15 protein-coding genes are annotated in these 21712 nt (G+C 68.6%); 3 read left to right on the forward strand and 12 right to left on the reverse strand.

The window, feature by feature from the left end; genetic code table 11:
• Position 1 precedes the first annotated feature (1 nt).
• Both AMYHA_RS00275 and AMYHA_RS00280 read right to left on the reverse strand, forming a co-directional pair.
• Positions 2–859, reverse strand: a complete 858-nt coding sequence (locus AMYHA_RS00275) for a bifunctional methylenetetrahydrofolate dehydrogenase/methenyltetrahydrofolate cyclohydrolase (RefSeq protein ID WP_034266727.1) — start codon at positions 857–859, stop codon at positions 2–4.
• Between the two features lie 31 nt (positions 860–890).
• Entirely contained in the window at positions 891–1859 is a 969-nt protein-coding gene (locus AMYHA_RS00280; RefSeq protein WP_231104582.1) for a DMT family transporter, read from the reverse strand.
• Between the two features lie 175 nt (positions 1860–2034).
• Here AMYHA_RS00280 and AMYHA_RS00285 point away from each other — a divergent pair, with 175 nt between their 5' ends.
• Positions 2035–4470, forward strand: coding sequence for a glycohydrolase toxin TNT-related protein (locus AMYHA_RS00285; protein ID WP_034266730.1), 2436 nt, complete (start codon positions 2035–2037; stop codon positions 4468–4470).
• Positions 4471–4571: 101 nt separating this feature from the next.
• Here AMYHA_RS00285 and AMYHA_RS00290 read toward each other — a convergent pair whose 3' ends face one another.
• The 6 genes from AMYHA_RS00290 to AMYHA_RS00315 all read right to left on the reverse strand — a co-directional run bounded on the left by AMYHA_RS00290 (position 4572) and on the right by AMYHA_RS00315 (position 14509).
• Positions 4572–7925: an error-prone DNA polymerase gene (locus tag AMYHA_RS00290; protein WP_034266732.1), complete on the reverse strand. Its 3354-nt coding sequence runs from the start codon at positions 7923–7925 to the stop codon at positions 4572–4574.
• Positions 7925–9493, reverse strand: a complete 1569-nt coding sequence (locus AMYHA_RS00295; protein WP_034275252.1) for a DNA polymerase Y family protein — start codon at positions 9491–9493, stop codon at positions 7925–7927. Before AMYHA_RS00295 ends, AMYHA_RS00290 begins: the two co-directional genes overlap by 1 nt.
• A gap of 29 nt (positions 9494–9522) precedes the next feature.
• Positions 9523–10260, reverse strand: a complete 738-nt coding sequence (locus tag AMYHA_RS00300) for a hypothetical protein (RefSeq protein WP_231104584.1) — start codon at positions 10258–10260, stop codon at positions 9523–9525.
• 266 nt (positions 10261–10526) lie between these two features.
• Complete coding sequence (gene purH, locus AMYHA_RS00305) at positions 10527–12086, reverse strand: bifunctional phosphoribosylaminoimidazolecarboxamide formyltransferase/IMP cyclohydrolase (RefSeq protein ID WP_034266735.1); 1560 nt, start codon at positions 12084–12086, stop codon at positions 10527–10529.
• Positions 12079–12732 carry a phosphoribosylglycinamide formyltransferase gene (gene purN, locus AMYHA_RS00310; protein ID WP_231104585.1) on the reverse strand — a complete coding sequence of 218 codons (654 nt, stop codon included), beginning with the start codon at positions 12730–12732 and terminating at the stop codon, positions 12079–12081. The genes purH and purN overlap by 8 nt, the downstream gene beginning before the upstream one ends.
• Before the next feature lie 85 nt (positions 12733–12817).
• The gene (locus tag AMYHA_RS00315; protein WP_157361674.1) at positions 12818–14509 is read right to left on the reverse strand and encodes a cell division protein PerM; all 1692 of its coding nucleotides are present in this window, start codon (positions 14507–14509) and stop codon (positions 12818–12820) included.
• Between the two features lie 72 nt (positions 14510–14581).
• On the opposite strand from AMYHA_RS00315, the gene AMYHA_RS00320 reads away from it, so the two are divergent.
• Positions 14582–15226: a nucleoside/nucleotide kinase family protein gene (locus tag AMYHA_RS00320; protein WP_330758765.1), complete on the forward strand. Its 645-nt coding sequence runs from the start codon at positions 14582–14584 to the stop codon at positions 15224–15226.
• Positions 15227–15290: 64 nt separating this feature from the next.
• On the opposite strand, the gene AMYHA_RS00325 is transcribed toward AMYHA_RS00320, so the two are convergent.
• The 4 genes from AMYHA_RS00325 to AMYHA_RS00340 form a co-directional block, all read right to left on the reverse strand.
• Positions 15291–16097, reverse strand: coding sequence for a DUF5336 domain-containing protein (locus tag AMYHA_RS00325; RefSeq protein ID WP_051399386.1), 807 nt, complete (start codon positions 16095–16097; stop codon positions 15291–15293).
• A 251-nt stretch (positions 16098–16348) separates the two neighbouring features.
• Positions 16349–17236, reverse strand: a complete 888-nt coding sequence (gene sucD, locus AMYHA_RS00330) for a succinate--CoA ligase subunit alpha (protein WP_034266741.1) — start codon at positions 17234–17236, stop codon at positions 16349–16351.
• 3 nt (positions 17237–17239) lie between these two features.
• Positions 17240–18418, reverse strand: a complete 1179-nt coding sequence (gene sucC / locus AMYHA_RS00335) for an ADP-forming succinate--CoA ligase subunit beta (RefSeq protein WP_034266743.1) — start codon at positions 18416–18418, stop codon at positions 17240–17242.
• Between the two features lie 199 nt (positions 18419–18617).
• Positions 18618–20384: a hypothetical protein gene (locus AMYHA_RS00340; RefSeq protein WP_157361677.1), complete on the reverse strand. Its 1767-nt coding sequence runs from the start codon at positions 20382–20384 to the stop codon at positions 18618–18620.
• A 614-nt stretch (positions 20385–20998) separates the two neighbouring features.
• Between AMYHA_RS00340 and AMYHA_RS00345 the strand changes: the two genes are divergently transcribed.
• On the forward strand, positions 20999–21679 hold the full coding sequence (locus tag AMYHA_RS00345; RefSeq protein ID WP_034266749.1) for a M23 family metallopeptidase: 681 nt from the start codon (positions 20999–21001) through the stop codon (positions 21677–21679).
• Positions 21680–21712: the final 33 nt, after the last annotated feature.

Raw genomic sequence — 21712 nt, forward strand, 5'->3', positions numbered from 1 at the left:
GTCAGCTCGCGATCCCCGCCGCGCGCTCCGCGGCCTCGACGACATTGGTGAGTAGCATCGCCCGCGTCATCGGGCCGATCCCGCCCGGATTCGGTGAGAGGTACCCGGCGACGTCGTCAACACCGGGGGCGACGTCGCCGGTCAGCGTGCCGTCAACGCGGGAGACGCCGACGTCGAGCACGGCGGCGCCCGGCTTGACCATGTCTGGCGTGAGCAGATGGGGCACCCCGGCCGCCGCGACGACGATGTCCGCGCGGCTGGTCTCCGCGGCGAGGTCACGGGTGCCGGTGTGGCACAACGTGACGGTGGCATTCTCCGAACGCCGTGTCAGCAGCAGCCCGAGCGTGCGGCCGACGGTGATGCCCCTGCCGACGACGGCAACATGCGCGCCGTTAAGCGGGACGTCGTAGCGGCGCAGCAGCTCGACGATGCCGCGCGGCGTGCACGGTAGCGGTGCCTTCTCATTGAGGACCAGCCTGCCGAGGCTGACGGGGGCGAGACCGTCTGCGTCCTTGGTGGGGTCGATGCGCTCGAGGATCGCGCCGGTGTCGAGATGCTTCGGCAGCGGCAGCTGCACGATATAGCCGGTACAGGCCGGGTCGGCGTTGAGCTCGTCGACGACCTTCTCCAGCTCTGCCTGTGTGGTGTCGGCGGGCAAGTCGCGGCGGATCGACGTCACCCCGACCTGCGCGCTGTCGCGGTGCTTGGAGCGGACGTAGGAATGCGAGCCGGGGTCGTCGCCGACGAGCACGGTGGCGAGCCCCGGTGTCAGCCCGCGCTCGGTGAGCGCGGCGACCCTGCCCGTGAGCTCGGCGAAGATCGCGTCCTTGGTCGCCCTGCCGTCCAGCACAGTCGCCACAGCTTGTTCCTCTCCTCGCCAGCCAGGGTGCTCATTCTCGCAAAGCCACGACGCGCTTCGGCAGCGAGGCGACCCCGATCGCTACCAGGGCCAACGCCGCCCCCACGACGGTGCTGGCCGTGAGGCCGCCGGTGTGCGCTGGCAGCACGGCATCCAACGCGATCGCGGCGAGCAACTGGCCCGCGATGGAGGCGAGCCCGAGCAGCAGCACGCCGATCCAACGCACCACGAGCGCGGCGGTCGCGATGAACCCGATGCCGACGAGGCCACCGAGGTAGAGCAGCGGGTTGCTGGGGAATTCGATGACGTTGTCCCGGAGCGGCGCGGTAGCGAGCCAGCCCACCCCGAGGACGGTGGTGCCTACCGCGAAGTTGACCAGCGCCGCGGTGAACGCGCTGTCCGCGACCGCGCCGACGTGGCCGTTGATCGCCTGCTGCACCGCGACCGCGAATCCACCGAGGATGGGGAAGATCAGCAGCCACGCGCGACTGCCCGCGATCGCGATGCCGCCCCACGTCGTCACGACCACCGCGACAAGCATCAGCCCGGTACCGAGTAGTCGCACCACGCTGATCGGTCGCTTGCCTGCCGGGCCGAGGCCGACCCGATCCACGAACAGCCCGCTCACCGTCTGCCCGGTGACGACACCCACGGTGAAAGTGGCCACACCGAGTACACCGACCGTCAACGACTGGCTGAAGATCATCGCGGCACCGCCGACACCGCCGAGCAGGTACCAGTGCCGGAGCCCGCGAGCGCCGAGTGCGTCACGGAGCCGCGCGACCCCAGCGCGCATACCGCGTGAAAGCACGAGCAACACCACGAGCACGGTGAGTCCGCCGCCGAACGAGATGAGCGCGGCGAGCACGGGTTCTCCCAGGTCAACGGCGAGTTGGCCGTTGATCCGAGACTGGATCGCGATCGCGAAACCGGCGACGAAGGCCAGCGCGACCCCGAGCGCCTTCGGCCGCGTTCCACCGCGGCTGACCGTGGCGATCACCCTTCACCTGTCCTTCCTGATCCCCCATACCGACGCCAAACCAGCCACGTTTCGCCGCAGCGCCGGCTACGCCACCGTAACGGCAACGATTACTGCAAGTGCATCTACTTGCTCCGATGCTGTGATCCTGGGACCTTCGTGTGCGAACCAGTCGTTTTCACGTCAAGATGTTCAGGTGGCACACGCGACTCAGCTCAACGCGACAGAGCAGGACACACTGGTCAAGCAGATCGGTCTCGCCCTGCTGCGGACGGCGCCCCGTGACTGGCAACGCATCACGGCGCACTACCGCACAGTCGGCAGGTACCACGAACTCGAGGGCGAGGTCACCCTGGCGGACGGTAGCCAGCAGGAATGGGTGGCGACCCAGGACATCGCCACGCTGTTCAACCGACTGCGCGCTGGCATGTACCGCGAGGAGAGAGGCACCTGGTTCAACGCCCACTACTCGCTGGACGCGCCCGCGAGTTACAACCTGGAGTACGACCGGGAGGAGCCGCGGTGGCGGCAACTCCCGCCACCGCAGGCATACGCCGACGAGCTACGGATGTTCCCCCGAATGGAGGAGAACATCCCCGACTGGCTGATGGAGCGACTGTCCGGCGTCGGGCCGGAGCCAGCGGGACCGCACTTCCGCTTCGCCCGGATCTTCGATGGCACGAACCAGGTCGGCCGTCCGGTGATCGAACGCCAGGAACTGAGCGTCGCCGAACAGGACCGCGTGCTGTCGTATCTCGGTGGCGCACCGGTCGTGCTGCCTGGCCGTGGCTACGACGTCGACCGGCTGGCCCCCGCACCGGAGGCGCGCGTGCCCGTCGCCTTCCACAGCGACGGCACCTGGATCTGGCCCGCCGCGGTGAACTACTACCTGCAGGAATACGGCATCGCGCCGGAGGCCGAGCTGGTGGAGCACATCAGGAACAACGGATTCCAGGTGCCGCGCGTCCCCGACGAACAGCGGGCCGCCGCGCACGACTACCTGACGAAGGGTGCCCCTGGCTCGCAGCAAGCACCGATGCCACGGGAAGCGTATGGGGCTGCTCCTGGGCAATCTGGCGCTCCCGGGGCCGCCACGACGCCCGCAACTCCCGCACCCGGCGCTCCCGCGACGATGGTGGATCCACCGTGGCGTCGCACCGCCGAGAATGGCGCAGGGCCACCGGACGCGACGGAAGAGACCCAGGTCTGGCACCCACCCGCCGACCTCGGCGCGCCGCCGCCGGATGCCACCGAGCGAACCGAGGTGTGGCACCCACCGGCCGACCTCACCGGGCGGCCGGATGCTCCAGCCGAGGACGTCGAGGAAGATTTCGAGGACCTCGACGACTCCGACTTCGACGACTCCGGCTTCGATGCGCCGGTTGACGAGCACCGCGTTGACTCGCAGCCGTTCGAGGAGTCCCGATTCGACGGGCCACAGTTCGATGAGCACCGCCACGAGGATGCTCGGCCCACTGAGCCACCTCGTGAGGAGCCACATCCCGACCGGGCGGCGCACGCGGCGATCAGCACGCAGTACTTCGATCCGCGCGATGCTGCCGACGACGGCTTCGACGACTTCGACATCGAGGAGCAGGCCTACCCGGACGAGCCCGCGATCACGCGGCTGCGCACGATGCTGAACGATCTCGGCGTGCCAGCCGACGACTACAGCATCGGCGAACCCGCGACGCACGGTTGGAGCATTGAGCAGGTCGAGCACGGCTGGCGGGTCGGCTGGTACGACGACACCCTCACCAATCCGTCGATGTTCGGCGACGCCGAGGATGCGGCGGCGTTTATGCTGGGCAAGCTGCTGCTTGAGCCTGTGGGGACGTCGGAGTCCGCTGACGTCGACGTGCACGGCGCTGGCGATCCCGGTGTCGAAGAAACCGACGAACACCCCGAAGTGAACGGAACCCACCGGGACGTTGGCGACGCGCTGTCCGCGCCGCCAACCGGCATGGCCTCCCCCGCCGCGCCGCAGCCGACGACCGTGACACCTCCTGTTGGAGCGGCGTCCGGGGCTGTTGGGGAGCACTACAACGCCGCATCCGCCGCGCCGTCGGCTCCTGCCGGCGGTCCGCCGCCCGGTGTGTCGTCTGGTGCGCCGCAGCCAACTACGGTGACGCCACCGGTGTCATCCGGAGCAGGCACCGAACGTCCGGAAGCGGCGCCAACGACGTTCCAGCCCCAGGCGTCCCGGCCAGGGACGCCTCCAGGAGGCACGCCAGCCGTCGCTGGTGCGCAGTCGTCCGGCGCGCCGTCGCAGCCGGGGAATTGGCCGATCCAGCCATTGCCCGGCGAGCCGCCGCTGACGCTGTTCCGGGGCAAGCAGATGGAAGACCTACCCATAGGCAGCGAGATCGACCGGTTCGGCCGCCCGGACGGCAACTTGACGTACGCGGCGGGCACGCCGTTCGAGGAGCGGTCGCTGGTACCGGAATGGGTGAACCGCCCGTATCACGTCTACCGGGTGCAGCGGCCCATCGAGGCGCTGTCCGGGGTCGCGATCCCGTGGTTCAACCAGCCGGGCGGCGGCACGGCATACGTCCTGCCCGCGGCCATCGAGGACCTCGTCGCGGACGGCGTCCTCGTGGAACTCGACCCCGGTGAGCCACCCGTCGACTGACGTTGCCCGGCACGCTGGCCGGAGTGACGAACACGCCTCGGGAAACGCGCCACACAGCGTCCTTGGTGACGAACACGGCGTCCGCAACACGGGACACGATGTCAGCGGAAGTCGCGGGACTTCGTGGGGGCGCGGACGTCGAGGTGCTGGAGCCGGTCGGCGAGGACGCTGACCACGCCCGTGCCGTGGTCAGCGTGCTCGACAACGCCCCGGACCAGCAGCGCCGGACTCGACCGCGCCACCTTCCGGTAGCGAGACCACAGCCCCGGCGAGCAGACCACGTTAACCATGCCCGTCTCGTCCTCGATGTTGAGGAACGTGACGCCGCTCGCGGTCGCGGGCCGCTGGCGATGGGTCACCGCACCGCCGATGAGCACCCTGGTGCCGTGCGGCACCTCAACGAGCTGCGCGGCGGGCACGACCCCGAGCCGATTCAGTCGATCACGGAGGAACTGCGTGGGGAAGCTGTCGGGTGAGATCCCCATCGCCCACACGTCCGCCACCGCGCGGTCCTTGTCGTCCATCCCGGGAAGCGGCGGCGCATCCACACCGACGCCACTGCCTGGCAGTTTCTCCGGCCGTTCTGTCGCGACCGCGCCCGCCGCCCACAGTGCTTGCCGACGGTCCTGTTCGAAGCAGACGAACGCGCCCGCCGTCGCCAGTGCCTCGACCTGCGGTGTGCGCAGCCGGACCCGACGAGCCAGATCGGCCATACTGGCGAACGCCCCGCCGCGCTGCCGTTCCTCGACGATCTGCTCCGCCACCCGCTGCCCGATGGTGCGCACTGCGGCCAGCCCGATCCGCACCGCAGGCGTCGCGTCGTCCGCTGAGACCGGCTCCAGAGTGGCGTGCGCCAGGCTGACATTGATGCAGGCACCGCGGACGGTCACACCGTGTCTGCGCGCGTCGGCGACCAACGACTGCGGCGAGTAGAACCCCATCGGCTGCGCCCGCAACAGCGCCGCGCAGAAGGCGGCCGGGTGGTAGTACTTGAAATATGCGCTGGTGAAGACCAAGTAGGCGAAGCTGAGCGCGTGGCTTTCCGGGAAGCCGAAGTTGGCGAAGGCCAGCAGCTTGTCGTAGATCCGCTCGGCGACGTCGCGCGGCACACCATTGTCGGCCGCCCCGTCGCGGAAACGCTGCCGTAGCCCTTCCATCTTGCGCGCCGACCGTTTGGCACCCATCGCCCGGCGCAGTTCATCGGCCTCACCAGCGCTGAAACTGGCCACATCGACCGCGAGCTGCATCAGCTGTTCCTGAAACAACGGCACGCCGTGCGTCTTCTCCAGCGCGTGCTCCGTCAGCGGATGGTCGTAGGTGATGGACTCTTCGCCGTTGTGTCTGCGGATATACGGGTGCACCGAGCCGCCCTGGATCGGACCCGGCCGGATCAGCGCGACCTCGACGGCGAGGTCGTACAGGCTGCGTGGTCTGAGCCGAGGCAACGTCGCCAACTGCGCCCGGCTTTCCACCTGGAACACGCCAATGGCGTCGGCACGGCACAGCATGTCGTAGACGTTGGGGTCCTCCAGGTCGAGGTGCGCGAGGTCGATCTCGACGCCTTCGTGCTCGCGTACCAGCTCAACCGCGTACCGCACGGCGGAGAGCATGCCGAGTCCGAGCAGGTCGAATTTGACAAGGCCCGCCGCAGCACAGTCGTCCTTGTCCCACTGCAGCACGCTGCGATCGGCCATCCGCGCCCACTCCACGGGGCACACCTCGCTCACCGGACGGTCGGCGAGCACCATCCCGCCGGAGTGGATGCTGAGGTGGCGGGGGAAGTCACCCAGCTCGTTGGCCAGCGCGACGACAGACTCCGGAATGTCGTCGTCTGCATGGGACCGTGACGACGACCAACGGTCGATCTGCTTGCTCCAGGCGTCCTGCTGGCCCGGCGAGTAGCCGAATGCCCCCGCGATGTCGCGCACCGCAGAGCGCGCCCGGTAGGTGATGACGTTGGCGACCTGCGCCGCCCGCAGCCTGCCGTGTTTGGCGTAGACGTACTGGATGACCTCCTCGCGGCGATCCGACTCGATATCGATGTCGATGTCGGGCGGCCCGTCCCGTTCGGAAGCGAGGAATCGCTCGAACAGCAACCCCCAGCGCACCGGGTCCACTTTGGTGACGCCAAGCGCGTAGCAGACCGCCGAGTTCGCGGCAGAACCCCTGCCCTGGCAGAGGATTCCGTTCTCGCGACAGAACCGGACAATGTCGGCGACGATCAGGAAGTAGCCGGGGAAGTTCAAATCGGTGATGATCTTCAGTTCACGTTCGAGCTGCTGGTAGGCCTCCGGGTTGGCATAGCGGTGACCGTAGTGCTGATACGCACCCTCGTAGGTCAGCCAGCGCAGGTAGCTGACCTCGGTATGACCATCGGGGACGTCGAAGGGCGGCAACTCCGGAGCGACGAGCGTCAGGTCGAACGACAGCTCGACCCCAAGCAGCGCGGCACGCTGCACCGCGCCGGGATAACGGGCGAACCTACGTTGCATCTCGGCTCCCGAGCGCAGATGCGCGCCCGCCGCAGGGGGTAGCCAGCCATCCATATCGTCGAGGCTGCGCCGCGCTCTGATCGCGGCGAGCGCGGCGGCGAGACGCCCCCGGTGTGGTGTGGCGTAGTGCGCGACGGTGGTGGCCACCGTCGGCAGACCGAACTCAGCGGCGAGGGTGGCCATGTCGTCGTTGCGCCCGCCATCGGCGGGCAGACCGTTGTCGAACAGCTCAACGAAGACGTTGTCCTTACCGAACAGCTCGGTGAGCTGCCGCAGCCTGCCCGCCGCCGCGCGGTAACCGGCTGCCGGGTCGGTGTTAGACAGTGCTGAACGGACCGGTCCTTTACGGCATCCAGTCAGCACGACGCAGTCGCCCGCTACCTGCTCGGCGACTTCGTCGATGCGGTAGATCGGTCTGCCCTTCTCGGCGCGGGTTCCGCCGTCGTGCCCGGCGAGCTGGCCCGCCGTGATGGCACGGCAGAGATTGGCGTAGCCGCGTTCGTTGCGCGCGAGCAGCAACAGGTGCTCACCCTCGGGGTCGGCGACGCCGTTTTGCGGGGAGGACAACCCCAAGCTCAGCTCGGCACCGTAGACGGTGCGCACGCCCAGCTCGTTCGCCGCCTGCGCGAACCGCACCACCCCGTACATGCCGTCATGATCGGTGAGCGCGATCGCGTCGAGTCCGAGCCGGGACGCCTCCTCGACCAGCTCCTCGGGATGGCTCGCACCGTCGAGAAAACTGAAGTTGGAGTGACAGTGCAGCTCGGCATAGGGCACCCGGCAGTCGCTGCCTGCTTGGCCTTCCGCCCGCAGGTCAGCGAGGTCGTCCGGCCGGAAGTAGCCCTCGCGACGGCGGGTCCACGCTGGGCTGTCCGAACCGTCCCCGATGACCTCGCGGTCGGAGCGCCCGGACAAGGTCCGCTCCAGCTCGGACCACCGCACCGGCGGATTGCTCCACCCCATCAGGTGTACTCCCCTTCGATAATCCAGCGCGGCTGCGTGTGCGCTCGGAACTGCAACAACAGGGCGTCGCCCTGGTCGACGACGACCTGCACCCGTGCCCGTACGCCGTCGCCGCGCGGGTCCCACCAGCGTTCATCCACCGGCCAAGGCCCTGCCCAGCCGATGACCTGCCGCGCGGACCGGCCTGTCATCTCGATACGGCGTGGTGGTCTGGTCAGCTGGCTGCGCTCAGTCACAGCGATGGGACGACCCCGACTGTCGACCACGGTGATCTCGACCTGTTCGGTGAACACCGTGGCGGGCGACGGCGCTGGCAGCTTGCCTGGCCATGGACGTTCGTCGACGTCGTCACGCGGGTCGCCCCACGGCACCAGTCGCACCCGCTCGCCCGGCCCGCGCCCGCCCACGAGCACCGGAGTGGACACCGCGGTCTGGCCGAGCATCCCCTGCACCCGAACCAGGGCACGACCAGCGCGCTCGTCGGCTTCGTCGTCCCCACCGCCAGAACGCCACAACCCGAGCTGCAGCTTGCTCGCGTCAACCAGCTCTTCCGGCCGCAGTCGCAGCTTCACGACCCCACTGTTCGGCCCGCTCGCGAGTCCGTCAGCTGGTGCGGCACGCAGCCAACTGTTGAACTGCCAGCGCACCCGGTCGGCGATACCGCCCTCGTTGACCGGTTCCGCACACCGCCAGGTGCGCGCCAACTCCTCACCGGTCTCGGTCACCGCGTAGATGCTGAGTCGTGTACAGGCAAGGTCGCGCTGGCCGAGCTCAGCGTGCAGCTTCTTGGCTAGTGTCTTTGCCACGAACGCCGCAGCATCGACCCTGTCGAGCGGTGGGTCGAACGTCTCGACCACCGCCAACTCCTCCGGCGGTGGTCGTCTGTCGATCGGTCGTTCGGACAGCCCGTGCGCGAGCCGGTGAGCGATCATGCCGACCCGCCCGAACCGCGAGGACACCGTCCGCTCCGACAACTCGGCGAACTGCCCAAGCGTGCGCAGCCCCAGTCGTCGCAGCAGGTCCACCAGCTCACCGTTATCCTCCATGGGCATGGCGCTGGCCAACTCGATGATCGGCAACGGGTCAAGGAACCGCGCGGCCGTCCCCGGCTCGACCACCACACCCCTGCGGGCGGCGAGGACCGCGGTGAACAGCCCGTCCGCGATGCCGACCTGACATTCCAGTTCCGTCCTGCCTGACACGTGATCGACCATCCGCTCGACCAATTCGTGCTCACTACCGAAGTAGCTGACAGCACCTGCCGCAGGTACCGCGACGACGCCGGGCCGTACCACTTCGACCCCGACCACCAGCTCCTCCACGGCGGCGGCGACCGGCTCGAACAGCCGCGCATCTCGTGACGGATCCACTCCGAGCACAGCGAGATCAGGACAGCAGGACTGCGCCTCTCTGCGCCGCATTTCCCGGCGCACCCCGTTGCTCCGTGCCGTCGCCGAGCACGCGACGACCCGGTTCGCTGAGAACACCGCGGCGGGGTGATGCCCCGGAATCCCTGCGGCCACACTCGCCGCAGTAACCGGCCAATCCGGACACCACACCACCAGCAATCGGGTCGTTTCTTCCCCGGACAGCGCCCTCACCCCGCTTCCAGCATCGGTTCCGACTCCGTCTCACCTGGGCGAGCGAGCCGCCCCGCAGCCCCAGGCGCCAAGAGCCGCGCCGTCACGGGGCGCACCGCCGATCCCCTGCCGCTGGTGTGAACCGTGACCTCTCGCTCGCTCAAGAACCCGTGCCCAGACGTCCCCAGCCCGGACCACCGGCCTCCCTCACACCGCAACTCGACGTCAACTCCCGGCCAGGCCCCAGCCGAGATGAGCACAGCGCCCCGATGCCGTGCTCGTGCCGACAGTTGCCGCGCGGTGCGACCGTTCACCCCACGGCCGACGACGACGAGATCCAGCCCATCCAGCAGCGCGGCGACGGCTGGCACGAGCTCGGCGCCAGGCGCAGGCACAAGAGCCAACCTGCTCACCTCGACGCCGAGCTCGGCCGCCGCTACCACCCCAAGGTCAGGCATCCCGACGACCGCTGCCCACGAGCCCCGTGCCGTGGCCTCGGACAGCAACGACAGCACCAGCAGCCGTGACCCGATCACTGACACCGTGCTACCCCTGCGTAGTCCCCGGTGGGGCAGCACGTCCGTCAGTTCGGGCACCACGGGGAGCAGCTTCCCCACGGCCGTCGCCCCCGCAGCGTCGACCGCCATTCCGCTCGCCGTGTTCAGCCCCGGCAACGACGCCAACCGAGCCACCGTGTTGTCAGCGTCGTCAAAACTGTCGGTGTCGTCAGGCACCATGAGCGAACGCACGCTCATCACCGCACATCACCCTCTCGCGTACCTCAGTCACACCACCGCCGTGACCATCGGCCGCCGTGGGGAAGACGGCGCCGCCTAACCATTCATCGAACTTATGTTCGATACACCTAGTCAACGCTACCCGGTGCGGGATGTCAAGCCACCAAGCAAGAAAGCCCGCGAGTGGTACCACTCGCGGGCAGATCTCAGCTAAAGGACCAGGTCAGCGCAAGACACAACGCCAAAGTGGCCGTATTCGGCCGCCCGGCGTGGTAAGCACGACGTCAGTGCGCGAAGTGCCGCGTCCCGGTGAGATAGAGCGTCAGACCCGCAGCCTCCGCCGCAGCGACGACCTCGGGATCACGCACCGAGCCACCCGGCTGTACCACCGCGCGCACCCCGCCGTCGATCAGCACTTGCAAGCCATCCGGGAAGGGGAAGAACGCATCTGATGCCGCAACCGACCCCTTCGCGCGGTCACCCGCGCGTTCCAGGGCAAGCCGGCAGGAGTCCACCCGGTTGACCTGACCCATGCCGACACCCACCGAGGCGCCGTCGGCGGCGAGCAGAATCGCGTTGGACTTCACCGCGCGCACCGCACGCCACGCGAAGACCAGGTCAGCGAACACTGCTTCGTCAGCGGCATCGCCAGCCGCCAACGTCCAGTTCGCCGGGTCGTCACCCGCCGCGTCGATCACGTCCGAGGACTGCACCAGCAGCCCGCCGGTCACCGCACGCGACTCGACACCGCCCCGTTGTGGCGCCGCGCCGCGCAGGATCCGGATGTTCTTCTTGCGCTGCAGGATGTCCACGGCACCTTCCTCGTACGAGGGCGCGACGATGACCTCGGTGAACACGTCGGCGACCTGCTCGGCCATGTCGACAGACACCTCGCGGTTGGTGGCGATGACTCCGCCGAACGCCGAGACTGGATCGCATGCGTGTGCCTTACGGTGCGCGTCCGCGATGCCGATCTCCGAGACCGCGATGCCGCACGGGTTGGCGTGCTTGATGATCGCGACGGCGGGCACCTCATGGTCGTACGCGGCACGAATGGCGGCATCGGCGTCGACGTAGTTGTTGTACGACATCTCCTTGCCGTGCAACTGCTCGGCCGTGGCCAGTCCCGGAGTGCCCGAGGTGTAGAGCGCGGCCTGCTGGTGTGGGTTCTCGCCGTAGCGCAGTTCGCGCGAACGCCGGTAGGTCGCGCCGATCCAGCCCGGGAAGTTCGTGCCGGGCTCGGGGGCGAGGACGTTGCCCATCCAGGACGCGACCGCGACGTCGTAGGACGCCGTGTGACGGTAGGCGTCCGCGGCGAGCCGGGCGCGGTCGGCGTGTGTGAATCCGCCACCACGGACCTGTTCGAGCACCCAGTCGTAACGGCTTGGATCGACGACGACAGCGACGCTGGCGTGATTCTTCGCCGCGGCGCGCACCATCGCTGGTCCGCCGATGTCGATCTGCTCGACGCACTCGTCCGGGGCGGCACCGGAGGTGACGGTCTGCTCGAACGGGTACAAGTTCACGACGAGCAGGTCGAACGGCGTGATCTCCAGTTCCCGCAACTGGTCGAGGTGTTCCTGTTTGTGGGTGTCGGCGAGCAGCGCGGCGTGCACCCTCGGGTGCAGGGTCTTCACCCTGCCGTCGAAAGACTCGGGGAATCCGGTGACCTCCTCGACCGGCGTGACCGGCACACCCGCTTCCGCGATGACCCGGGCCGTGCCGCCGGTGGAGATGATCTCGACACCCGCCGCGTGCAGGCCGGTGGCGAGCTCAAGCAAGCCCGACTTGTCCGAGACGCCGATCAGTGCGCGCCTGATGGGACGTGTGCCCTGCTCAGTCACGAAAACTCACCTTTCTTCCAGTTATGGTGCAGCCGTGGCGGGCGAGCGCGGCCACGACATCGACGAGAAGTCGGCGCTCGACGGCCTTGATGCGCTCGTGCAAACTCGCGTTGTCGTCATCCGATTCGATGGTGACGGCTTCCTGCGCGATGATCGGCCCGGTGTCCACCCCGGAATCGACGAAGTGCACCGTCGATCCGGTCACCTTCACGCCCGCGTCCAGCGCGTCGGCCACGGCATGCATGCCAGGGAACGCGGGCAGCAGCGCGGGGTGGGTGTTGATGACTCGGAAACCGAAGTGCTGCAGGAACTCGGGGCCGAGGATTTTCATGAAGCCAGCGGACACGACGAGGTCGGGCTGGTAGGCGGACACCGCCTTGGTCAGTGCCGCGTCCCAACTCGCTCGGTCGGGATAGTCCGTGAGTGAGACGACGAACTGGGAAATGCCTGCTTGGTCAGCCCGGTCCAGTGCGACGACGCCGTCCCTGTCGGTACCGACAGCTACGATCGTGGCCGGGAAGTCGTCCTGCTGGGTCGCGTCGAGCAGGGCCTGCAGCAGCGTGCCCGAGCCCGACGCGAGCACGACGATCGTCACCGGAGTGGCGAAGTCAAGCCTGGTGGCCGATGCCTGAGACGAGCGGTCCAACGCCTCTCCTTCTCGATTCCCGACGGGCACCTTCACCCTAGACACTGTCGCCTACCAGCGACGGACACGGTCGAGCGAGAGTGACTCAGCGCTCGTCAGGACGGGTGGCGTCGGGTTCGGGACTCCCGGCTGGGTCGTTGTCCGCGGCGTCGTCCACCTCCGCGTTCGGCTTGGGCGCACCCTGATCGGGTGCGTCAACCGACCCGGAATCCGTGTCCGCAGCGACATCGTCTGGTGCATCGACGTCACCGTCCGTCGTATCGATGTCGTGCTCGAAGTGGTCTTTCCGGGCGTCCTCCCCGTCCTCCCCGTCCTCCGCTACGCCGTGAGCGCCTTCGGACCCCGCAGAATCGCCGTCGCCAGCCGCGTCGACGCCGTCGACATCCGCCGAGTCGTCCGCACCATCACCGGTATCGGACGCCTCCCCGGGGTCAGATGCGTCCGCCGCGTCGGAGTCCGATGCTTCTTCAGCTGTGTCGGTCTCCGCGCCATCCAACTCGGCGTCCTCAACGTCGAACTCGGCGTCCTGAGCGTCGGACACGGCGTCGGGAACGTCGGACACGGCGTCGGGAACGTCGGACACGGCGTCCTGAGCGTCGGACACGGCGTCGGGAACGTCAGACACGGCGTCCTGAGCGTCGGACACGACGCGGGGGCCAGCGAGCCAGGCGACGAGGGCGCCGGGAAGGAAGATCCAGGCGAAGGCGGCCACGGACAGCAGCCCGGCGGGCAGTAGGAGGCCGGGCAACGGGCCTCCGCCGAGGCCGCCGCCTGCCAACGTCGTCAGCACGACCGTCGCGAAGCCGATCAGCGCGCCCGCCACCGCGACGCTACGGAGCCGTTCCACCGGAGCGGACGATGACGCGCGCAACGTCCACCCCACCCCGGCACCGATCAGCGCAGGCAGCAGGAACAGCGCGGGCCACCACACCGCGTAGTTCTCCGGTATCCCAGCCAGCACCGGCACGGCGGGCACCAGACCACCCTCGAAATGCACCGGACCAAGCGATGTCGCCCCGAGGGTGAACCCTGGGCCGAGCAGGAACGCCAGCACCGCGAGTACCGCGTTCGGCACATACCCGAGGCAGAGCAGCAGCATCCCGAAGCCGCTGCCGAATCCAGGCGCGTGCGCGGCGAACAGCGTCTGCATCGTCGGCACGGCGAAGGCCGTCGCCGCCGTCAGCACCAGCGCGGATGTCGCGAGCAGCCCCGCCATCCCCAGCGCGGCGGCACGCATCCCCGCGATCGCGGCGGCATCGACGTGGGGGCGCAGGACGTCGAGCAGCCCGCAACGACGTGCGACGCCGACGGTCGCCGCAGCCCCGGACACCAACCCCGGCACAGCGAAGGCATGGAGTGGATCCGCCGTGACGATAGCGCCATTGGCGAGCACGGCGATCGTCACGCCGACGACCGCGTGGGTGCCCGCGACGGTCCCGATGACGACGCCCGCCTGCCGGGGTGTCCGGTAACCAAGCCGGTCGACCGCGCCGAACGCCGACCGCGCGACCAATGCGCACACCCCGATGGTGAGCGCGAGCGGCAGCAAGCCGAGTTCGTTGCCTCCGATGACGACGGGCACTTGGTACGCGGCGAGCCACCCGGGGCCAGCCGCGAGCAGGACGCCGGTGGCCGAGAAGTGCGACTCTGTGGCGAGCGCGGCCACGGTCGCCAGCACCGTCGCGACGGCCGTGTAGCCCGTCAGCACGGGTAGCACGGCGACCGCGAGCAGTTCCTTGAACCGCCCCACGCCATCTACCCGCGCACGTTCATCCAATCGCAACATCGTGATCAGCAGCTTCGCATTGACACCTGACCGTCACGCTGAGCCACGCCGCCACGGTTGGCTATGCTCTTCGCCTCATTCCCCCGAAGGCAGGACATGATCGACACGCTTGTAGACCGCGCCACGCGCCTCGCCCGCAACGGCCAACGCGCCATCATTGGCATCTGCGGCGCGCCCGGCTCGGGGAAGTCGACGCTGGCAAGCGCCGTCAGCGACGCGCTCGGCGAGCGCGCGACAGTGGTCGGAATGGACGGCTTCCACCTGGCACAGGCCGAACTGGAACGGCTGGGGCGCGCGGAACGCAAGGGCGCGCCCGACACCTTCGACGCGGCCGGCTACGTTCACCTGATCCAGCGACTGCGCGCGAACGAGGGCACCGTCTACGCGCCGCTGTTCCGCAGGGACATCGAGGAGCCGATCGCCAACGCCGTCGCGGTGCCGCCGGAAACGCCGCTGGTCATCACCGAGGGGAACTACCTGCTGCTGACCGACCCGCCATGGGATGAGCTCCGCGCGTTGTTCGACGAGGTGTGGTTCGTCGCGCCGGACGAGTCCGACCGTATGCGACGTCTCGTCGAGCGGCACCGCGCGTACGGGCGCTCGGCCGACGCCGCGCTGGCCCGCGCACGCGGCTCTGATCAGGCCAACGCCGAATTGGTGCTGCCCACCGCCTCCCGTGCGGATCTGGTCATCACCCGGTGGCAGTAGGGCGGATGTCGCGAAGGGCTTCTTAGGGGACGTCTCATGCCCCTAGGAAGCCCTTCGCGACACCTCAACCCTGCTGCGGGGGCTGTTGCGCGAACTGGCCCTGCGGATTGGCGTAGAGAGTCGGCTGCTGACCTGATTGCGGCTGCGAACCGGGCTGACCACCAGGTACCCCAGGCTGACCTGGCTGTCCCGGCTGACCGCCGGGCTGACCAGGCTGTCCCTGGCCCTGCGGCGGCTGACCAGGCAGGCCACCAGGTGCCCCTGGCTGGCCGGGCTGACCCGGCTGGGGCTGCCCCGGCTGCTGGCCGAAGCCACCCTGGTGCGGCTGGCCGTACTGGCCGTACTGGCCCGGCTGGCCGTACCCGGGCTGCTGGCCGTAGGCGGGCTGCTGCTGGCCCGGCTTCGGCAGCTTGATGAGGCCGACGTCGATCAGGTACGCCCCGACGGCCACCAAGGCCTGCGCGATGCCGAAGATCAGCACAAGCACGCCGCCGGTCTTGAGGTCCGCGTCGATCGAGAACACGAAGAACAGGAACGGCACGACGGCGCCGAGCGAGAACACCGCGGGCCACGCACCTGGCTTGTGGTCACCTGGCAGCACCCCGAACGCGGCGGTGAGCGCCGCGATGAAGAGCAGCCCCGGCACCCAGCCGCCGAACGCCTCGAAGAAGTTGGCGTCGCGCACGAGCGCGGCGAAGCCGAAGAACAGGTTCAGCACGCCAAGCCCAGCGACCGCGAGGTACGCGATCAGACCGATGTCGAGCGTCCGACCCCCGCCTTGCTGCGGCTGCTGCGAGTAGAACTGTCCGCCCTGCTGCGGCGGCTGGTGCTGCGGCCCCTGGGCTGGAAACCCGCCGCTCGGGTAAGTCATCCGTGCTCTCCTGTGTGATCGGGAAGTTCAGCTCATCAGAATTCTGCGCTCGTGACTGCGTGGCCGATCGTGCGTCTCCAGCCACGCGGACAGTCCTCAACGCTCACTACGAACCTGCCACGAACAACCGCTCTGACGGCCACCAGGCCGGGATGGTTTCACACGAACCCGGTCCAGCGCCGAACTTACCGAAAAACAAGGCCGGACACCCGCGTCGGGTGTCCGGCCTTGGTGAGACATCTACTACTACGTCACTGCGCCTTGTACAGCTCGCGCGCGAGTTCCGCCGTCTCGCTCGGGGTCTTGCCGACCTTCACGCCAGCCGCCTCGAGCGCTTCCTTCTTGGCCGCGGCCGTGCCGGACGAACCGGAGACAATCGCGCCCGCGTGGCCCATCGTCTTGCCCTCGGGCGCGGTGAAGCCCGCGACGTAGCCGACGACCGGCTTGGTGACGTTGGCCTTGATGTAGTCGGCGGCGCGCTCTTCCGCGTCCCCACCGATCTCACCGATCATCACGATGACCTCGGTCTCCGGGTCATTCTCGAACGCTTCGAGCGCGTCGATGTGCGTGGTGCCGATGACCGGGTCACCGCCGATGCCGACCGCGGACGAGAAGCCGATGTCACGCAGCTCGTACATGAGCTGGTAGGTCAGCGTGCCGGACTTCGACACCAGGCCGATCTTGCCGGAGCCGGTGATGTCGGCGGGAATGATGCCCGCGTTCGACTTGCCGGGGCTGATCACGCCTGGGCAGTTCGGGCCGACGATGCGCGTCTTGTTGCCCTTCGCGCAGGCGTGCGCCCAGAACCCCGCCGAATCGTGCACCGGGATGCCCTCGGTGATGACGACGGCGAGGCCGATCTCGGCGTCAACCGCCTCGATCACGGCGTCCTTGGCGAACTTCGGCGGCACGAACAGCACCGACACGTTCGCACCGGTCTCGGCCATGGCGTCCTTGACGGTTCCGAACACCGGGAGCTGCTTGCCCTCGATCTCGACCGCCGTACCCGCCTTGCGGGCGTTGACGCCGCCGACGATGTTCGCGCCGGAGCGCAGCATCCGGGCGGTGTGCTTGGTGCCCTCGGACCCCGTCATGCCCTGGACGATGATCTTCGAGTTCTCGTCGAGGAAGATTGCCATGACTCACACCCCCGCGTTCGCGAGCTCGGCGGCCTTGTCGGCCGCGCCGTCCATCGTGTCCACCCGCTGCAGACCGGGCAGGTTGGCCTCGTCGAGGATGCGGCGGCCCTCGTCGGCGTTGTTGCCGTCGAGCCGGACGACGAGCGGCACGTTGATCGACTCGCCCCGCTCTTCCAGCAGCTTGAACGCCTGCACGATGCCGTTCGCGACCGCGTCACACGCGGTGATGCCGCCGAAGACGTTGACGAAAACGCTCTTGACGTCCTGATCGGACATGATCACTTCGAGACCAGCCGCCATGACGTCGGCCGACGCGCCACCGCCGATGTCGAGGAAGTTGGCGGGCTTGACGTTGCCGTGCTTCTCGCCCGCGTAGGCGACGACGTCCAGAGTGGACATCACGAGGCCCGCACCGTTACCGATAATGCCGACCTGGCCGTCGAGCTTGACGTAGTTGAGGTCCTTGGCCTTGGCCATCGCCTCGAGCGGGTCCTCCGCGTCGGTGTCGACCAGGCCCGCGTGCTTGGGCTGCCGGAACGACGCGTTCTCGTCGAGGCTGACCTTGCCGTCCAGCGCGATGACGTTGTCCTGCGGGTCCCGCACCATCGGGTTGACCTCAACCAATGTCGCGTCTTCCGCGACGAAGGTCTCCCACAGCTTCACCACGACGTCTGCCGCCTGGGAGCGGATGGCCTCCGGGTAGTTCGCCTGCGCGACGATCTCGCTCGCCTTGGCGCGATCGACACCGGTCAGCGGGTCGATCGGGATCTGTGCGACGGCGTCGGGGTTGGTCCTGGCGACCTCCTCGATCTCGACGCCGCCTTCGGCCGACGCGATGCACAGGAAGGTCCGGTTGGCCCGGTCAAGCAAGAACGAGAAGTAATACTCCTCGGCGATATCGGACGCCTGCGCGACGAGGACACGGCGGGTGACGTGTCCCTTGATGTCGAGGCCGAGGATCGCCTCAGCCTTCGCCTGTGCGTCGTCCGCGTTGTCGGCGAGCTTGACACCGCCCGCCTTGCCCCGGCCACCGGTCTTGACCTGGGCTTTGATGACGACCGGCCCACCGATTCTCTCGGCTTCTGCCCGGGCTTCTTCTGGGGTTGCTGCCACGGAGCCCGGCAACACCGGGACGCCGTGCTCGGCGAAGAGGTCCTTCGCCTGGTACTCGTAGAGGTCCACTCTCCGCATCTCCTGACGACACGCCACTGTGTGTATTCGCTTCGAACGTGCAAGCAGTTCTCAGTGGCTTTCGCTTCGAACCTGCAAGCAGTTCTCAGTGTTTTCCGCTTCGAGCCTGCGAGCAGCTCTCAGGGTTTTCCGACGCCTAGACCCTAGCGACCGGCACAGTGAATGCGCAGCCCGGAGGTGGTGAAGTCGGTCACCGCTCGGTTGATCTACCTCGAATGGCTACCGTGACGGCCAGTGCCGCGAGCACGACAATGGCGCCGATTGCGAACCACATGCCTAGGCCGATCGACACATCGTAACGCCTGCCGACGGCGTAGGACTCCAGCAACCGGAGGCCAACCACTCCAATGGCGGCAATGAGCAACGCCACGGCGGACACTCGCCCGCTGCGCGGCACAAGCACCAGCACTCCAAGCACGGCGAGGGAGGCCAACAGCACACCCCAGAACGCGAGGTCGATCCGCTCCGACAGCGCCGCGGGGACGTAGTCCACCGAGTGCACAACCGGCAGCAGGAACGCGCCGAGCACCAGCACCCCGGCGAGTGCCGCCCCCGCACCGACCAGCTTGCCGCCGATCCCGCCGGACACCTCGGCGTCGCTGACGGCGGACGGTCTGCCGGTCTCCTCCCGCTCGACGACACCAGCCACCAGCGAGCACACCGCGAGCAGCAGAGCGAAGACGACCGCGCCGAAGGTCCACCATCCCGCGGGTCCGTGTGTGGTGTCGATCGGCAGTTCGTCAGCCGCGATCGGCACCGACAGCACCTGCGCGCCGACGAGCAGCACCCCCACCCACGCGACGGAGAACACCGGACGCACCCACGCCGCGACGGCAGGCAGGAACGCCGCGACGCCGAGCAGGCCGAGCCCGAGCCCGAGCGGGTAGAGCAGGAATTGCACCGGGCTGTCGACCTGCTGCCCGTCCGGACCGATGACGAGCGGCGTCATCGCACCTGCGATGGCGCTCGCGCCGGCGAGCACGGCCAGCGCGCCCGCGATCCCGTACAGCACCCGCTGGCGTGGCAGACCAGCACCGTCGCTGCCGTCATCGCGGACAAGCAGCACGGCGAGCCATCGGCTCGGCAACGTCGCGAGCGCAGCGAGACAGCCGGCACCGACGAGAACGAAGACGGGGCCAGCGGTGGGATGCACGAACTCAAGCCGCCATGCCGCCACCAGCGGCAGCACCGCGAGTGGGAGACCGCCGAGCGCGAGCCCACCGAGGATGCCGCTGGCAACACCGCCAGCGCGGCTCGCGACACCAAGCGCCGCGGCGACCGGCACCGCGATGACGAGCAACACGGCACCGGCGAGCACAAGCGGCGGGCCATCCAAGGCGGCGGAGTCCAGCAACAGCGGGTCAGTGGAGGTGTAGGGCCCGAGCAGGGCGCCGATGCCGAGCAGCAGCCCGAACGCCGCCGCGAGCAACGCGAGCGGCTGCCTGACCCGATCGCGGCCAGACGTGTCGTCCGGCAGCGAGCGCGCGGACCGCAGCGCGATGACCCCGGAGACCGCGAGCAACAGCTTGCCAGCGAGCAACAGCCCGAGGCCCAACCACGCGGGCGAGACCTCGACCTGCGGCAGCAGCAGTTCGGGGCGGGCCATCCTGCTGGCGTCGATGGCGACCTGCGCGTCCGCGACCGCGCCACACGCGGCGACGACCCCAGCCCCAGCCAGCACGCCCGCCGCGATACCTGGCGTAGCGCGCAGCAGGAGGCCGAGCGCCAGCCCTGCGGGCAACACGGCGAACAGCACCAGCAACGGCCACGACAGGAAAGCGGGTTCCGCACCGGTTACCACCCCGATAACCACGGCGACCGACTGCGCCACTGCGGCGACACCGGCGAGGCCGACCGCCGTGACGATGCCGGTCCGCGCACCAGCGGCGGGCAGCACGTCGTGCCTGGTGGCATCGGACGCTCCCGGAGAGGTGGCGGGTCGCGAGCGCGGAGTCATCTCTGCGACGCTAGCAAGCCATATCGCCGCGGCCGACACGCCGCGCTGCGGCGAACACACTCTCGGTGCCGACGGCTGCGTAATAATGTCGCGGCAGTGTCACCGCGAGGGGCCGCGCGTTCCGCCGTTCCGGGTTGTCAAGTGAGTTACCGCATCACGGCCCGTCTCGAGGGTTAATCGAGGGTAGTAACGGTCACAACGGACGCCGAACTGTAATCCACGCCACACCGATCGGAGTAGTTTTTCATCTACTCAGCGTCATAACCGCAGTTGGGCGCAGGGCGGGCCACGCTCGTTTGGCCGACACGCAAAGTAGATCTTGCCATTGCCGGTACCTATTCGTTACTGTTCCCCGGTCCCCATTACAGTCCGGTCACGAATAGGACTGGTTCCGTCAGGAGCTATCGAGTGGCACCCCGAGCTGCTCACCGGGATCCCCCGCCCGGGTCCTTTTGGCCGGCACCGAGTAGACGGAAGGCCCCGACTTGGCTCGACACCGCTCCCCCGGCGGCGAAGAACCTTCCCCTGTGCTGGAGAGGGCGCTTGACGGCGCCGTCACCCGAGTACGGGGAACGCATCGACTTCCCCCGCCGTCCTCCGCCCTCCGCGGCAGGATGGTCGTCGCAGCAGTCGCCGCAGGCGCTTTCGCCGCCGCCACCACTGGCCAGGCCCTGCAGGGCATGACATCGGAGAACGATGTCACCCCGCTCGCCAACTCCTACGACCTCAACGGCGCGTCCGGCGTCGGCGGTGATTCCCCGGTCGCCGCTCCCGCCGTGCTTCCCGCTGACGATGCCGCCGACGCGAGCGCCGAAGTTCGCAAGGTCGCCCAGAGCAAGAAGGTGACCGAGGCGCGCAAGCAGCGCGAGGCCGAGGCACGCCAGGCCCGCATCGAGGCCATGAAGCCGGACACCGTCTCGCCGGTGAATGGTGTTCTCACCTCGGTCTTCGGCGCCCGCTGGGGCACCACCCACTACGGCATCGACCTCGCCGCCCCCATCGGTACCCCGGTCCACGCCGTCGAGGACGGCGTCGTGATCGAGGCCGGCGCCGCGAGCGGCTTCGGTCTGTGGGTGCGCGTCCAGCACGAGGACGGCAGCGTCAGCGTCTACGGCCACATCAACAGCTACTACGTGGCTGAGGGCCAGCACGTCGAGGCAGGCCAACCCATCGCCGAGGTCGGTAACCGAGGCCAGTCGACAGGTCCGCACCTGCACTTCGAGGTGTGGACCCACGAAGACGGCACCAAGCTCGACCCGCTTGGTTGGCTCGCCGAGCGTGGCGTCAACCTCTGAGCTGAGCGACTGAGCGTTTCCCACGCTGGCGAC

The sequence above is a fragment of the Haloechinothrix halophila YIM 93223 genome (genome assembly GCF_000504245.1).
In the GTDB taxonomy this organism is placed as follows: Bacteria; Actinomycetota; Actinomycetes; order Mycobacteriales; family Pseudonocardiaceae; genus Haloechinothrix_A; species Haloechinothrix_A halophila.